This is a genomic window from Tsukamurella sp. DT100 (assembly GCF_049844855.1).
In the GTDB taxonomy this organism is placed as follows: domain Bacteria; phylum Actinomycetota; class Actinomycetes; order Mycobacteriales; family Mycobacteriaceae; genus Tsukamurella.
This window is the reverse complement of the sequence record NZ_JBNCLV010000002.1, coordinates 81,707-97,139: the sequence shown is the minus strand read 5'-3', so window position 1 is coordinate 97,139 and position 15,433 is coordinate 81,707. Positions and strand designations below refer to the sequence as shown.

Here is a 15,433-nt window from a genome sequence, read left to right as displayed (position 1 = left end):
GCGCGCCGCAGCTCATTCACCGCAGCCGGGGCACATCGCCGCGTGATGCGACCGATGCACGAAGGATCCGATCGATGACAGTCCACACGCGCACGGCGCGGTTCGTCCGGGACAGCGACGTCGTGGCCGCGCTGCGCAGTCCGAAGCGCCTCAAGACCGAGACGCTCGCGGGTCTCGTGGTGGCGCTGGCGTTGATCCCGGAGGCGATCTCCTTCTCGATCATCGCCGGCGTCGATCCGCGCGTCGGGCTGTTCGCCTCGTTCACCATGGCGGTCACGATCGCGGTCGTCGGCGGCAGGCCCGCGATGATCTCGGCCGCCACCGGCGCGGTCGCGCTGGTCGTCGCCCCCATCGCGCGCGAGCACGGCCTGGACTACCTACTCGCGACCGTGATCCTCGCCGGACTCCTCCAGATCGTGCTCAGCGCCCTCGGCGTCGCGAAGCTGATGCGGTTCATCCCGCGATCGGTGATGGTCGGATTCGTCAACGCCCTCGCCATCCTGATCTTCCTCGCCCAGGTGCCGCACATGACCGGCGTGCCGTGGCTCGTGTACCCGATGATCGCCGCCGGCCTGCTCATCATGATCGGCCTGCCGCGGCTCACCACCGCTGTGCCGGCGCCGCTGGTGGCGATCGTCCTGCTGACCGGGGTCACGATGGTCGCCGGCCTCGCCGTCCCGAACGTCGGCGACGAGGGCGAGCTGCCGAGCACCCTTCCGCAGTGGCTGATCCCCGATGTCCCGTACGACCTGGACACGCTGCGGCTGATCGCGCCGTACGCCCTCGCGGTGGCCCTCGTCGGCCTGCTCGAATCGCTCATGACCGCCAAGCTCGTCGACGACATCACCGACACCCACTCCGACAAGACCCGCGAGGGCTGGGGGCAGGGCGTGGCGAACGTGGTGACCGGATTCTTCGGCGGCATGGGCGGCTGCGCGATGGTCGGCCAGACGATGATCAACGTCAAGAGCTCCGGCGCCCGGACGCGAATCTCGACCTTCCTCGCCGGGTTGTTCCTCCTGATCCTCGTCGTCGGCCTCGGGGACCTCGTCGCGCGGATCCCGATGGCCGCGCTGGTGGCGGTGATGATCATGGTCGCGGTCGGCACCTTCGACTGGCACAGCATCGCCCCGGCGACCCTGCGCCGCATGCCGCGCAGCGAGACCGCGGTCATGGCCGTCACCGTCGCGATCACCGTCGCCACCCACAACCTGGCGTACGGCGTCGTCGGCGGCGTCATCGTCGCGACCCTCCTGCTCGTCCGGCGGGTCGCGCACTTCACCGAGGTGGTTCCCACTGAGTCGGCCACCTCGGGCACGCGCACCTACCGCGTGCAGGGCGAGCTCTTCTTCGCCTCCAGCAACGATCTGGTGCACCAGTTCGACTACGTGAACGACCCGCGGCACGTGATCGTCGACCTGTCCGCGGCGCACGTGTGGGACGCGTCGACGGTCGCGGCACTCGATGCGATCGAGACCAAGTACCGCGGCAAGGGCAAGACGGTCGAGTTCGTCGGGCTCGACGCGGCGTCCGCGGAGCGGCACGGTCGTCTCAGCGGGCACCTCGGCGGCCACGACTAGGCTCACGCCATGGCAGACGCACCGGAGACCGGCCGCCTCCTGCAGATCGGACAGGTCGCGGAGGCGACGGGGCTGTCCCTCAAGACGATCCGGCACTACGACGAGGTCGGCCTGGTCACGCCATCCGAGCGGAGCCCCGGCGGGTTCCGCCTCTACACCTCCTCCGACGTCGAGCGCCTGCTCGTGATCCGACGCATGAAGCCGCTCGGCTTCACCCTCGAACAGATGCGGGATCTGCTCGCGGCGCTGGACACGCTCGCCGACGACGCGGCGGCGGACGAGGTGCGCGCCGACGCCGCGGTCTTCGTCGACCAGTGCTCCGATGCCGCGCAGCAACGGTGCGCCGAGCTCCGGACGCAGCTCGCGATCGCCGAGGAGTTCGCGAGCACCCTTGCCGGGATCGCCCGCCGGCCCGGACGATCGGGAACGGCGGAACGCGCGACGCCGCGGGGGTGAGGTCCGCGGCGCCGCGCCGGCGTGTCGCTAGGCGTGGGTGAGAGTGTCCGCCTCCACGACCGCCGAGTCCGTCACGCGCAGCACCCGCCCGGACGCGATGTCGAAGAACAGGCCGATGACTTCGACCCGCCCCGCGGCGACCGCGGCCCGCACCAGCGGGTGCTCAGCCACCGCCGCCACCTGCATCGCGACGTTGACCAGCGAGAGCTGGTCGGCCGCGCCGAAGCCCAGGTCCGCCGCCGCCCCGCGCACGGGGTGGCCGGTCCGGAAGGCCTCGGTCGACGGTGCCGCGTGCTCGATCCAACGCCGGATCGTCGGAGGAACGACCGGGGATTCGAGCGCGACGCCCATCGCCCCGCACGCGGAGTGCCCGCAGACGATGATCTGCCGGACCGCGAGCTGGTCGACGGCGTAGGCGAGCGAGGCCTCGATCGACGGGTCCGTGCCCGCGGGCGGGACCAGGTTGCCCACGTTGCGGACGGTGAACAGGTCGCCCGGTCCGCTGCCGGTGATGACGTTCGGCACGACCCGCGAGTCGGCGCAGGTGAGGAACAGCGCCTCCGGCTTCTGGCCGCCGCTGAGCTGGTCGAAGTCGTCACTGAGCAAGGCGGCGTGCCGCCGGTGGTAGCGGGCGATCCCGTCGGCGAGGCCGCCGCGGGCGTGGGCGCGCCAGGGCAGCAGGCCGCGCTCGGCCGGGCGTTCGGTGGTCCGACGGGGCGTGACCGTCGCGGCCGCGTCGAGGGCCGCGCCACCCAGGTCGTCGACGGTGACGGTGCCGCCCGCGGCCCGGTAGCGCCGCGCCCACTCCTGGATCTCCTCCGCCGCCGCGTGGTCGAGGAAGTCGACGGTGAGCTCGATCGCGACGTCCTGCCCGGGCGGGACGGTGGCGAGCACCCGCGTCAGGCGCGGCAGGGAGAAGAAGGACAGCGTCCCGTCGACGGTGACGTGCCAGCGCCCGGCACCGTCGACCACGGCCTCGATGTGGGCCCGCGCGACGCGCCACAGGACGAGGACCAGTGCGACGACCAGCCCGGCGAGCACACCCTCGAGCAGGTTGAGGAACAGGACGCCGCCGATGGTGACGGCGTAGACGAGCAGGTCGCCCGTGCGGCGGGCGGTGCGGATGTGGGCGATCTTCACCAGCTGGACGCCGATCACGATGAGCAGGCCGGCGAGGGCGGAGGTGGGGATCTTCTCGACGAGGCCGGAGAGCGCGACGGAGAAGAGGAGTAGCCACACGCCGTGCAGGACCGCGGACCAGCGGGTGCGGGCCCCGGCGGCGACGTTGGTCGCGCTGCGCACGATGACGCCGGTGACGGGGAGGCCGCCGAGCAGCCCGGAGACGGTGTTGGCGGCGCCCTGGCCGACGAGCTCGCGGTCGAGGTTCGTCTTGGCGCCGTCGTGCATGCGGTCGGTGGCCACGGCGGAGAGCAGCGACTCGACGCTGGCGATGAGCGCGACGGTGAGGACGCCGAGGGCGACGGCGCCCCAGTTCCCGGTGGGCATGGCGGGCAGGCCGATCGCGTCGATGATGGAGCCGTTCAGGCGGATCCGCTCGACGTTCATCGGGACGACGAGGGAGAGCACCGTCGCGGCCGTCACCGCGACGAGGGCGCCGGGGACCCGGCGCCACTTCGCGGGCAGCTTCGGCCAGAGCACCATCACCGCGATCACGACGAGGCCGACGGCGAGGTCCGGCCAGTGCAGGGCGCCGATCCGCGAGGGCAGCTCCGTGAGGTTCTGCAGCACCGAGCTGCGCGAGGAGCCGCCGAGCAGGACGTGGGCCTGCTGGATCACGATCGTCACGCCGATGCCGGCGAGCATGGCGTGCACCACGACCGGCGAGATGGCCAGCGCCGCACGGGCGATCCGGCTCAGGCCCAGTCCGATCTGCACCAGGCCCGCGGCGACGGTGATCGCGGTGGTCACCTTCCACCCGAAGGTCGCGATGAGCTCGGCGACGACCACCGTCAGGCCCGCGGCCGGCCCGCTGACGAGCAGCGGCGAGCCGCCCATCAGGCCGCCGACGATGCCGCCGATGACGCCCGCGATGAGGCCCGCCATGAGCGGCGCGCCCGAGGCGAGCGCGATGCCGAGGGACAGTGGCAGTGCCACGAGGAAGACGACGATCGACGACGGCCCGTCGAAACGCGCTATGTCTCTGAGTTTCTCCTGCATGGACACCACTGTGCGGGCGCGGTGTGGCCGCCCCGCCGCGATGCCGTGAAGGTTCCGTGAAGCCGACCGCCCACCTATCGGTTCTGCTCGGGGCGGGTGAGGAAGATCGGCTTGCCGAAGGTGGTGAGGGTGTCGTCGGTGGCGTCGGTGCTGATGGCGACGGTGGCGTAGGTGCGGACCTGGACGCCGCCGATGCAGTTGTCGACGGCGATACGGATGTCGCGGGTCATGGCCTGGGCGTTAGGACCGACGACGGCCTTCTTGGCGTAGGGGATGTCTTTGGTGGTGCCGGGTTTGAGGATGCCGGAGATGTTTCCGGTCTCGGTGACGGTGTCGGAGAGGGTTCCGGAGAGGCTTCCGGTTCCTGTGCCGGAGACGCTGCCTCCGCCGGAGCCGCCGTTGGAGCCGCCCTGGCCCTGTCCGGTGACGGTGCCGGATGCGGTGACGGTGGGGGTGATCGAGGCGGTGGTGGCGTTGGAGAGTGAGCCTCCGATGGTGAGGCTGTCGGCGGTGACGGCGCAGCCGACCTGGACGCCAGTAGTCAGGGTGGCGGACTTGATTCGGCTGGTGGGCTTGCGTTTCGGGTCGTTCGGGTAGGCGGCTTCGACCTTCGCTTCACCGCCGACGCTCGAGAATCCTTCGAAGCTCTGGGGCGATCGGTTGAGCGGCGGGACGGAATCGAGCTTCTCCCCGAACTTGGAGACCGTGACCTTCCAGCCGTCGCGGGTGACGAGTTCACGACTGGTGTCGGCGAACTCGCCGTCGCGGATCTGTCCGGGAACCGGGACCCGCATCCGCGGTGCCGGCGGCGGGGTGACCGCAGCCTGGGCCGCGGGCTTCGCGGCCGCCGCGGCCGCCGCGGCGGAGCCCGGCTTGGGTGCCGGTGCGGGCGCGGCTCCCGCCGGCGCTGCCGTGATGGCGGTGGTCGCTGCGGCGGCGCACAGACCGATCAACGTCCGCGGAAGCCGGGACGGGTGGGCGTGAGGCGCGGTCGGCATGTCGTGGACTCCCCAGGTGTAGTCAATCAGCAATGTCACATCTGTAACAACAGCCCCAATAGCACCACAGTGGACACGCGATCCGCAATCCGAGTGCGTAACAGAACGATCACAGTTGCCTGAACCTCGCAGGTCCGACCGGCATCGACGCGGCAGGCGCACAGCACCTATCCGGCGAAGGTCGCATGACGAAGAACACGGGATTGGAGGCGTGGAGCGTTCTCCGCCATAGCGTTTGAGTTCAGGATCATCACCACCTCGCACCAGGCGGGAGAAGACTCAGCGCTTCACGACACGAGTAGTCGATATCAAATCCCTAGTACGCCGACATGGCTACTATCCGCTACGGTCAGATTCGGGCGGACGACGACAATCCCCCAGTAGTGCCGTGATGTCGTAAGCGTAGCGAAAGGGTGACCCATGTCCGCGGACGAGACCCGACAACTTCCCGTGCAGCAACCAGCGGCGCCTGCGGCCGCTGCGCCCACTTCCGCCTCGGCTGCACGGCCTGCTGCCAGTGACGCTGAGCCGGACGGAAAGTCCGCCGACGAGGAGCTCCGCACCCTGGCGCGCAAGGCTGCCGGGCTACTTGTCGGGTTGGTGATGTTGATCGGCTGCGGGTTCGCCGTCTCCCACCTGAACACATGGGGGGAGCGGTTCACGATGCCGCTGGTGTTCGTGATCTTCGTGCTCGTGATGATGCTCGCCAGCAACCTCGTCGTCGGCGGCGCGAGCGCGGTGTGGAACGCCGCCCGCAGTGGCTCCCGCTCATGACTCCTGCCCCTGCGCGACCCGATCAGACCGGTGATGACGCCGCGGTCTTCGCCTCGGCGTTGCGCAGGCTGTTCGCCCTGGCAGGCTCGCCGACGGTGCGGGCCGTTGCGGAGGCCGTCGGGGTCAGCGCGGCGACGGTGTCGAACTGGCGCACCGGACGACACCTACCGGCTGAGTTCGAGACCATCGAACCGATGCTGGTGTGGCTGACCGCCCGCACCACCACCAACCCCAACGTCATCCGGAACGACGTGGTGACGGTGCGGCAGTGGCAGCACCTGTTCACCACGGCCACCGGCCGCGACCCCGCACTGCCCGTACTCACCCAGATCGCGACCGCCGCCGAGCAGTGGGCGACCGACGCCGACACCACGGAACCGGCGCGCCTCGAAGACGCTCGGCGTCTCCTTCTGAGCTGCATCGCGGTCTCGTCGACCGGCGACCTCGCACTTCGCACACCCGACGTGCCCGCCGCAGCGGGGCGCGTTGCCGCCGAGCTCGTCGAAGTCGGCGTCATGAGCCTGACACCCGACCCCAACAACGCAAACCAAGACCTCGTCCGACTGACGGACCTGCGGCTGACCGAGACCTGGCCGCGCCTGTCGACCTGGATACGGCAGGCCCGCCCCGTGCTCATCGCACGGAGCGCGCTCGAGCAGGACGCCCACCGCTGGGACACTGCCGGCCGACCTCGCGCCTGGCTCTACGACCACGTCCGCCTGACCCTGACCGCCGACGCCCTCATCTCCCTCGCACCCGCGACCGGCGACCCCGCCGCAGCGCCCGGAGCGCCGTTCCGGTTCGGTGCGGCGACCACCGCGCACACCCCACCCGGTGCGGTCACCGAGTTCTGGACCGCCTCCCAGGCCGCGTCCCTGCACACCCTGCGCGTGCACCAGACGATCGCCGCTCTCGTCATCGCCCTCATCGCGCTAACCCTCGCCCTCGGCCTCGCCCTCGGCGCCGTCACCGCCTAGGCCGCCGATGCGCACCCGACGAACAGCCCGCATCCGGCCTGACTGCGAGTCGGTCGTGGCGCCCTCACAACCACCCAGTCGTGGGCGATTTGCGTTGTTCAGCAGGCCACTAAACAAGCCCCGAACCCGGGCGCGGTGTTCAGTCACCCCACTAAACACCGCTAAACAAACTGGTGCTGGCCTGAAGAAGCGCTTGTTCAGTGCGTCGAGGCGGTTGACAAGCCCGAACCGTGTGGAAGCTTGGCATCCATCACCCGGCACTTCGCCGAATCTCCGATCCATTTTCGCCTGCACTTTGGAGTGTCCTGATGCCCACACCCACCCCGCGGCGGCAACCGCAGCCCGCACCGCTACCACCCGGCGGCCCACGCCACGCACGCGCCGTGACGCCCGCGCGGCCGGATGACAGCGGCGGCACATCCGGAACAGCGTCAAGCTCCAGGGCACCGTCGCAGACGGTGCGGCAGCAGCGCCTGCAGGGCGCGTTCCTCACCATCATCGGCCTCGCCGGCCTCATCGGCGGCGTGCTGTTCTCCATCGAAGCACCCCGATTCACCCCCGTACCGGTGGTGTTCCTGACCTTCTGGCTCGTCATGGTCATCGTCGGCAAGATCCTCTTCACCGGCCTCGGCAAGCTCCGCGACGCCGGTGTCGGCGCACCCGCACCCGCACAGATCCGTGCCGCCGCCGCGGTCGCCGGGATCGTCGTCGCCGTCGGAATGATGGGCTTCGCCGCGACCAGCGCCGGCAGTGGTGTTGCTGCGGCGGCGCCGTGCCCCGGCGGCGGCCCCGCCACCTGCGGCCCGACCGGACCGGAGCTGACCTTCACCCCGCCGCCCGCCCAAACCGGCGCGCCGGATGGGCAGCAAGGGGGCCAACAGACCGGCGGCAACACCGGCGCCACCTCCCCCTCACCCGCTGGCAGTGGCGGCGACAACGGCCCCGGCATCCAAGCCCAAACCCCCCAGTTCGGCACCCCCGGCCAGCAAGCCCCGAACATCCCCGGCAACGAACAACCCGGCCAAGGCAGCGGTCAGCAGCCGCAGGGCAACGGGCAAGGCCAACAGAACCAGAACCCGACGGTGCAGACCACCGCACCCGGCGGACCGCAACAAACCGGACAGCAGCGGCCCGGGCAGACCAACTCCGGGCAGCCCAGCAGCCCCACCGTCACCGTGACCAAGACCGAATCGCAGTGCGCAGTCCCCGGCGCCGGCAACGGCGCGGGCGCACCCGCCGGCCCTGGTGGCGGCGGCGCGAGCAACAACGGCGGCGGCACCGGGCCCGGCACCGGTGACGGCGAGCAGAAGGACGGCGCTCCGTCGTGGGCGTACCTCGTCGGCGAAGTGTCGGCGTTGATGACGGGGCGCCGCGGCCGCAAGGCTGGTCCGCTCAACTCGGACGGGTCCACCCCGACGAACGACACGATTCCTGGTGACCTCATCGAGGGTGAGAACTACAAGCAGTGGACCACTCCCGACGGTGACCGCACGTTCATTCTCAGCGAGAACGAGAACGCTCCGTCGAAGTACCGGTTCAACCTCGACCAGCCCGAAGGCGGTTCCTCCAAGGTCAACGACGACGGCTCCGTCAGCGTCTTCGACCGAGACGGTAACCAGGTCAAACGCTTCGAAGCGCCCTGGGCTTACGACACCAAGACCGGGGAGAAGATCCCCACCCGCTACAGCGTCGACGGCAATGACCTCGTACAGACCATCGACCGCCCCGAAGGCAACACCAACCCGATCCTCGCCGACCCCGACGAAACCAACGTCGGCATCGTCAACACCACCGGCCGCCAGGACGGCGACTCGTGGACCGAGACCCGCCCCAACGGCGAAACCCTGACCCACACAATCGTCCCCGGCAGCGGCGGACAGTCCGTCGATACCCGCGCAACCCGCCCCGACGGAAGCTTCAGCGACATACGCACTGTCAGCGACGGACAAGGCGGATGGCAATCCTGGTCCGACAACAACGACGGCAGCAGCAGTTACGCCGGCCAACAAGGCGCAGGCGGGGACCACTACTCCCAGCGCTACGACGGCTCACCTCTCGACGGCCAGGCGCCACGAGTGACCTCCACCGGCAACGCCGACAACTCCCAAGGAACTATCACCGGCACTAACAACGACGGCACGCAATCAACCGGTGACTACAATCGCGTTGGCGACGGCGAGTATCAACTGACCACGAAGAATCCTGACGGAACCACAAGTTCAGTTCGGTCCGTTACTGACGAGGCAACCGGTGACATCACCACCGCCGTCGCCGACGAGGACGGCGTGAAGGTCGCCGACAGCACCGGCAAGGTCACTGAAGTCGACGTCAGCGATCCAAACGCGATCGATCCGGTAAACCGAGGCAACGCCATCGCTGGTGCTATCAGCAGTCTCGACAAGGCCTTAAACGGAACGCGCCCTAGCAATACGCTCCTACCTGGCGTAGGCAAGACACACCTTCCCCCGTGGGCAGCGCGCATCTCACCTGCATCACGACTCTCGACGCTCGGCATGGGCCAGGCTGACCTGCTCCAGCGGCCGAGCAAACACTCCATTCAGGCAGTGGAGAGCACACTCGCCCGGCGTGGCGCAGCACTCGGGAAATTTGGCAGCAAACTGCCGGGCATCGGAGCGGCATTCACCGCCCTGGGCGCGGCCAACGATATTCGCGGCGGAAAGGATGCGACGCAAGCGGTTGTCGGCGCCGGATCCTCGTTCGCAGGCGGTTGGGCTGGTGCCGCTGCAGGCGCGTCGATCGGCGCAGCTGGCGGCCCGATCGGCATGGCGATCGGCGGTCTTATCGGAGGTGCCATCGGCAGCGGCCTCGGACAGGCCGCCGGTGAGGGTATCGTCAAGGGATTTAAGTCACTCTTCGGATGAACGTGGGTTGATAGGCATGACGTACAAATCGATCGCATACATAGCGGCCGCATCGATATTTCTGCTACAAGTCGTAGGCGCTTCAATTCTGCTGACTGGGCCGCGCATAATAGGATCAACACAGAGGCTGTACACACTTGCCGCCATATTGATCGTCGTACCTCTGGGAGTGGTTGTTGCGTACTGCGTTGCAGCCCCTCCGGAAAGTGTTCAAGAAAAGATCATTCTCGCCTCAGGATTCGTCGCAACCTCCGCCTGGTTCATAGGACGCCAGGTTGCGGCATCAAGTGCACGCATCCAATCCGAACCGGCAGGCGACGGAGACAGTGGACAGCAATAGGAGGCCGTCTTGTCGGTAGCAAACGCGAGCAGTCTTCCGTTTAGCCAGAACGGTCTGATGTGGATCGGCGTCGTAACAGGTGGAATTATTCTACCGATGCTGTTTACCTCTACCAGCCGTCGGGTTGCCCGAATCGTATGTCGGACAAACTTCACGCTATTCCCTATTCTTCTACTCCTATTAATTGCCACAACGGAAGCGTCGCTTGAGACGTCGATAGCCATAAGCATACTGTGCACGATGTTCGTTCCGATCCTGTACTGGAAATACACAAGACTTGACCGGAAGCCTCCATGGAACGACATTGACCACCTGACGCGTATCGCACCCCCTCCCAAGCCGCGGCCTAAACAATACGACTGGTATGCGCCAGGCGTCACTCCTGAAATGCGAATGGTTCCTCGAGACTACAAGAAGTACATCGACACGTACGGTCGGGGAGAATTCTGGGACAATATCGTAATTGAGGAACCGTCGTGGGTGGCAACCAGAGGATTGTCAACTCCAGCGCACCTGGTGAGCTTTCTGCAAAGTTTGAGCGACCATCCGGTTGGCAAGTCTGTGACTCTAACTTGCTACGGAACAGGCGATCAGCAGGAGGCGTTCGGAACCAGTCAAGACACCTACCTTGGAGTCGGCTGGGCTCGAACCGGTCAGTGGATATTGTGGAGATCCAAAGGGGTTGACAAAGACGTATGGCCTGTCCTGGTGGTTGGGGAAAACGGTGTCGACTACGGAGCCAAGGGGCTTACCCACTACCTGTCCGGTCTACTTAGAGGGCACGTAAAGTCATCGGCATTCGACCGAGGTTGGATCAGCGAAATGGAATCAGTTTACGACGGCCGACCGGATGCTATATTCAAGCCTCTCTAACCTCGGTCTTTCATGAGGTGGCCGTCCCGTCCTGATCGGTTTCGGATCGGCGTTTTCGGGCCCGGTTCGGGATTGTGGGCATGGCGTTGCGACCCGGTGTTGCGTCGGGTGGCGTCGGGTTCCACTGTCCCGTGGGGTGTTTCGTGATCGTTCGGTCAAGGACGTCGAGTGGGTCATGTCGGGGCTCGTAATCGGTCCAGGCGGCTCAGTCCGACGAGGAGAACATCGGTGTCGGGGGCGGTCGCGGCCAGGTGCAGTCGGGTTCGGCGGGCGTAAGAGTCGGTGGCGCAGCTTCTTCGGTTCCCATCGGCGAGCATCATGACTGGTCAACGCCAGTGTTTGGGTCCAGGTGATCAGGGTCGAGTCCAGTGCGGCGATCGCGGCCCAGATGCGGTTCTGGTCGAATCGGTGCAGCGGGAGGTTCCGCAGGCCGGTGTCTTTGAGGGCGCGGATGCGGTCTTCGCAGCGGGCGCGGCGGCGGTGCCGCAGTTCGAGGCGTTTCGATCTTGCCGCGGCTGTTGGTGACGAACGCAGTGTCAGCCGGATTCCGTCCCGGTCGGTGAACGTCAGTTGGGCGCCGGGGTGGGGGCGTTCAGCACGGATGATGAGCCGTATCCCCGCAGGCCAGGAACTCAAGTCGACGAGGTCGGTGAGTTCGGTGACCCAGGCGCCGTCCCGCACGCGGCCGGTGTCGTCGTCGATCGCCGCAATCCATGCCGACTCGGGGACGAGGTCGACGGCGGCGGCGAGCTTGTCGGTCAGGCCGAATCCGATCGAGTAGGACAGGTGCCGAAGGGTGAGATAGTCGAGAAACTGGTGCGTGCCGCCACCGCCATCGGCACGGATCAGGACCTTGCGGCCGACCCGATACCTGCCGACGCTGGTGACCGTGTCGGGCAGCTGCGCCAACGCCTGCTTGACGACGCTGATGTGGTCTGCGGCGGTGTTCGAGCCCGCGTTCCCGGGCCGCAACAGCACCGCCACCGGTTCTCCGGTCCCGGCCGGGCCGTGGTCGACGAACCCCATCGTGGGTGAAACCCGAAGCCTTTCTTGAAGTTCGGTGCAGCGTCTAGTTTCTCCGAGTGGGCGGTGATGAGGGTGGCGTCGAGGTCGATGACCAACGGAATTTCGGCGGTGACCTGGTGATCGGGGGCATCCTCGCCGGCCGACGACCAGACCCGTGCCCGCGTCTGTGCGGTCGCTGATCCGATCGCTGCGAGAGCCCTATCGGCGTTAGCGGCCAACGCGGTGATCAGCCGGGAGACCGTCGGATCTGAGGCCACCTGCCCCATCACCGCGGTCTGGCTGCGGAGCTGATCGAGGTCGGCCAGGCAGTCCCCGCCCGCGGCGATCGACACCGCCAGATCAACGATGATCTTCCCTGGATCGTGGACCGCGTTCGGCTTGCGCCACGGCATCAATGAGCTGCTCAGAGCCGCAGCTAGGCCGGCGGTCTCAGCCGCGCGAAGCAACAGCACCGTCCCTGCGTGCGAGACCAGATGCTGCCCGGCCGCGTCGACTGCCAGAGCTGGATACAAGGACGTAGACTGGCTCACCAGAAGGGTGCTCCTTCGAGTGAGACGAATAAGGTGTGTGGTAACCCCTATTCTTCCAGCTCAGAGCACCTTTCTTCATGCCAACACGCAGCCTTGATCAACTCGCGGTGAAAGGCCGAGGCTAACCCGGCGCAGGCAGGGTGAAAGCGAAGAGCGCGCCGCGGCCGGGACCGTCGGACTCCACCCACATGTGCCCGTCGTGGGCGGTCACGATCGCGCGGCTGATGGTGAGGCCCACGCCGCTGCCGCCGTGGTCACGATCCCGGGCGACGTCGGTGCGGTAGAAGCGCTCGAAGATCCAGGGCAGGTGCTCGGCGGCGATGCCGTCGCCGTGATCGACGACCGCGATCCGGATCCGGCGGTGCGGATGGCCGTCGGCCTCCAGCTCGACGGTCCCGCCCGGATCGCTGTGCCGCAACGCGTTCGAGAGCAGGTTCGCCAGCACCTGGTCGAGGCGCTGGCGGTCCGCACGGATCGCGCGACGAGCGCCAGCGCCGATCCGCACGTGCAGTCGGACCCCCTTGTCCGCGTACGCCCGCGCCGCCGCGGCGGCCGCGGCCTCGAGCGCCTCCGTCACGTCGACCGCGCTGGGCCGCAGGTTCAGCGCGCCCTCCTCCGCGTGCGAGACGGACAGCACGTCGTCGGTGAGCCGTGCGAGGCGCGTGGTCTGCGTGCGCAGCATGGTGAGGGTGGCGACGTCCGGCTCGACGACCCCGTCGGCGATGCCCTCCAGGTAGCCGTCGAGAACGCTGACCGGCGTGCGGATCTCGTGCGCGAGGTCGGCGAGCAGCCTCCGCCGCGATTGGTCACTGGACTCGAGCTGCACCGCCATCTCGTTGAACGCCGACACCAGTCCGTCCGCCTCCGGCCCCAGCGCGACGGGGGCGACGCGCACCCCCGAACGACCGTCGGCGACCTGCCGCGCGGCGCCCTCCAGCTTCGCCATCGTGCGACCCAGGCGACGCGCGATGAAGACGCTCGCCACGACGGAGAAGGCCACCGCGGAACCGAATCCGAAGACCACGGCGACCACGTTCACAGACACGGCGCCGGTGCGCCCCAGGATCAGCGGCCACACCACGAAGTCGACGACGGCAGTCACGGCGAGCGTCCCCAGCGAGACGGCCATGAGCATCCCGCCCATCCGCCCGCCCATCCCGATGTCGCGCATCCGCCTCATCCGGGGCCCATCCGGTAGCCCACGCCGCGCACCGTGCGCACGAAGCGCGGGTCGCCGGCATCGTCGCCCAGCTTCCGCCGCACGCGGCCCACGTGCACGTCGACGAGCCGCTCGTCACCGACCCAGCCCGGGCCCCAGATGGATTCGATGAGCTGCGTCCGCGAGAAGGCGACGTTGGGGCTGCGCGCGAGGGTGGCCAGCACGTCGAACTCGGTGGCGGTGAGCTCGACGACACGCTCCCCCACCCGCACCTCGCGCCCCAGCGGATCAACCGTGAGCTCGCCGAACCGACGGGCGGCGGCGGCACCGTCGGGCAGCGTGCGCGGGCGGCGCAGCATGGCCCGCACCCGCGCCACCACCTCGCGCGGGCTGAAGGGCTTGACGAGGTAGTCGTCGGCGCCGACGGACAGGCCGACGATCTTGTCGAGCTCGTCGCCGCGGGCGGTGAGCATGATGACGTAGGCGTCACTGAACGACCGCACGGCGCGGCAGACCTCGAGCCCGTCGAGGCGCGGCAGGCCGATGTCGAGCAGGATCACCGCCGGCTCGAGCTCGCGCGCCAGGGCCAGCCCGCGCTCGCCGTCGGCGGCGGTGGTGACGTCGAAGCCGTCTCGGGTGAGGTACTCCTGCGCCAGCCTGGCGAGAGCGGGTTCGTCCTCGATCACGAGTACTTTGTGGGTGTTCATTCTTCATATAGTAATATGCGCATGTGCTGATTCCTGAACCTCCGGTGCCGGCACCGTCGATCCTGGGCATGCTCTCCTGGGATCCGCCCGCGCTCCCCGTCCTGCCGCTGGCGGCGGCAGTCGCGGCCGCGCTGTACCTGCTGGGGGTGCGGACGGTGCGCCGGAAGGGCCGACGGTGGCCGGCCGCGCGCGTCGCGAGCTTCCTGCTCGGCTGCGTCGTGCTCGCGGGCGTCACCGGGCTGCGGATCGAGGCCTACTCGTGGCACCTGTTCAGCGCGTTCATGTTCCAGCAGCTCACGCTGTCGATCCTGGTGCCGCCGCTGCTCGTCGGCGGGGCGCCCGGCGTGCTGCTGCTGCGCGCGACGCCGCACCGCGGGCTCGGCCGGGTCGTGCTCGGAGCCGCGCTCGGCCTGCTGCGCAGCCCCGCCCCGCGGATCCTGCTGCACTCGGGCTTCACCATCCCGCTGTTCCTGATGAGCTACTACGGCGTCTACCTCGGCGGCGTGGTCGACGCGATCGGCGGGACGTGGCTCGGGCACACCGCGCTACAGGTCTTCTTCCTGGGCGTCGGCCTGCTGTTCATCATCCCGATCCTCTCGATCGGCCCGCTGCCCGGCCGCGACTCCTGGCTGATGCGCTTCTTCGACATCTTCATCGAGATGCCGCTGCACGTCTTCATCGGCGTGATCCTCATGATGGCGACGACGCCCATGGTCGGCCTCTTCGCCGCGCCGCCGGCGGCCTGGGGCATCGATCCGCTGCGCGACCAGTCCATCGCCGGCGCGCTCGCCTGGTCCTACGGCGAGCCCATCGCGATGATCACTACGTGCCTGTTCGCGCTGCGCTGGCGCCGGTCCGAGCGGCGCGACGCCGAGCGGGCGGGGGCGGACCGTCGGGAAGAGGACGAACGCGAGGCGTACAACGCGTACCTGCGCGAACTGCGCCGTCAGTAG

Annotated in this window: 10 protein-coding genes and 1 pseudogene; 6 read left to right on the top strand and 5 right to left on the bottom strand. The window is 68.4% G+C overall.

Going from position 1 to position 15,433, the window contains the following annotated elements; translation table 11 throughout:
• The first annotated feature begins 74 nt into the window (after nt 1–74).
• Together ACLQ3K_RS04205 and ACLQ3K_RS04200 are read left to right on the top strand one after the other, a co-directional pair.
• A complete protein-coding gene (locus ACLQ3K_RS04205) occupies nt 75–1,580 on the top strand; it encodes a SulP family inorganic anion transporter (RefSeq protein ID WP_425997257.1) in 1,506 nt (501 codons plus the stop codon).
• 9 nt (nt 1,581–1,589) lie between these two features.
• Nucleotides 1,590–2,036: a MerR family transcriptional regulator gene (locus tag ACLQ3K_RS04200; RefSeq protein WP_224644892.1), complete on the top strand. Its 447-nt coding sequence runs from the start codon at nt 1,590–1,592 to the stop codon at nt 2,034–2,036.
• Nucleotides 2,037–2,063: 27 nt separating this feature from the next.
• Here the strand turns inward: ACLQ3K_RS04200 and ACLQ3K_RS04195 are convergent, their stop codons facing one another.
• Together ACLQ3K_RS04195 and ACLQ3K_RS04190 are read right to left on the bottom strand one after the other, a co-directional pair.
• Nucleotides 2,064–4,214 (bottom strand): solute carrier family 23 protein, encoded by a 2,151-nt coding sequence (locus ACLQ3K_RS04195; RefSeq protein WP_425997255.1) that lies wholly within the window; start codon nt 4,212–4,214, stop codon nt 2,064–2,066.
• Nucleotides 4,215–4,288: 74 nt separating this feature from the next.
• Nucleotides 4,289–5,212: an MspA family porin gene (locus ACLQ3K_RS04190; protein WP_425997253.1), complete on the bottom strand. Its 924-nt coding sequence runs from the start codon at nt 5,210–5,212 to the stop codon at nt 4,289–4,291.
• A gap of 420 nt (nt 5,213–5,632) precedes the next feature.
• Between ACLQ3K_RS04190 and ACLQ3K_RS04185 the strand changes: the two genes are divergently transcribed.
• From ACLQ3K_RS04185 to ACLQ3K_RS04175, 3 genes are all read left to right on the top strand, one after another.
• Nucleotides 5,633–5,986: a hypothetical protein gene (locus ACLQ3K_RS04185; RefSeq protein ID WP_425997251.1), complete on the top strand. Its 354-nt coding sequence runs from the start codon at nt 5,633–5,635 to the stop codon at nt 5,984–5,986.
• Nucleotides 5,983–6,963, top strand: a complete 981-nt coding sequence (locus ACLQ3K_RS04180) for a hypothetical protein (RefSeq protein ID WP_425997249.1) — start codon at nt 5,983–5,985, stop codon at nt 6,961–6,963. The genes ACLQ3K_RS04185 and ACLQ3K_RS04180 overlap by 4 nt, the downstream gene beginning before the upstream one ends.
• A gap of 458 nt (nt 6,964–7,421) precedes the next feature.
• Nucleotides 7,422–9,845 carry a hypothetical protein gene (locus tag ACLQ3K_RS04175; protein WP_425997247.1) on the top strand — a complete coding sequence of 808 codons (2,424 nt, stop codon included), beginning with the start codon at nt 7,422–7,424 and terminating at the stop codon, nt 9,843–9,845.
• Nucleotides 9,846–11,231: 1,386 nt separating this feature from the next.
• Here the strand turns inward: ACLQ3K_RS04175 and ACLQ3K_RS04170 are convergent.
• From ACLQ3K_RS04170 to ACLQ3K_RS04160, 3 genes and pseudogenes are all read right to left on the bottom strand, one after another.
• A pseudogene (locus ACLQ3K_RS04170) lies at nt 11,232–12,614 on the bottom strand (IS1380 family transposase).
• Between the two features lie 121 nt (nt 12,615–12,735).
• Entirely contained in the window at nt 12,736–13,785 is a 1,050-nt protein-coding gene (locus ACLQ3K_RS04165; RefSeq protein WP_224644885.1) for a sensor histidine kinase, read from the bottom strand.
• 5 nt (nt 13,786–13,790) lie between these two features.
• The gene (locus ACLQ3K_RS04160) at nt 13,791–14,480 is read right to left on the bottom strand and encodes a response regulator transcription factor (protein WP_224644884.1); all 690 of its coding nucleotides are present in this window, start codon (nt 14,478–14,480) and stop codon (nt 13,791–13,793) included.
• Nucleotides 14,481–14,548: 68 nt separating this feature from the next.
• Here ACLQ3K_RS04160 and ACLQ3K_RS04155 point away from each other — a divergent pair, with 68 nt between their 5' ends.
• Nucleotides 14,549–15,433, top strand: coding sequence for a cytochrome c oxidase assembly protein (locus tag ACLQ3K_RS04155; protein WP_224644952.1), 885 nt, complete (start codon nt 14,549–14,551; stop codon nt 15,431–15,433).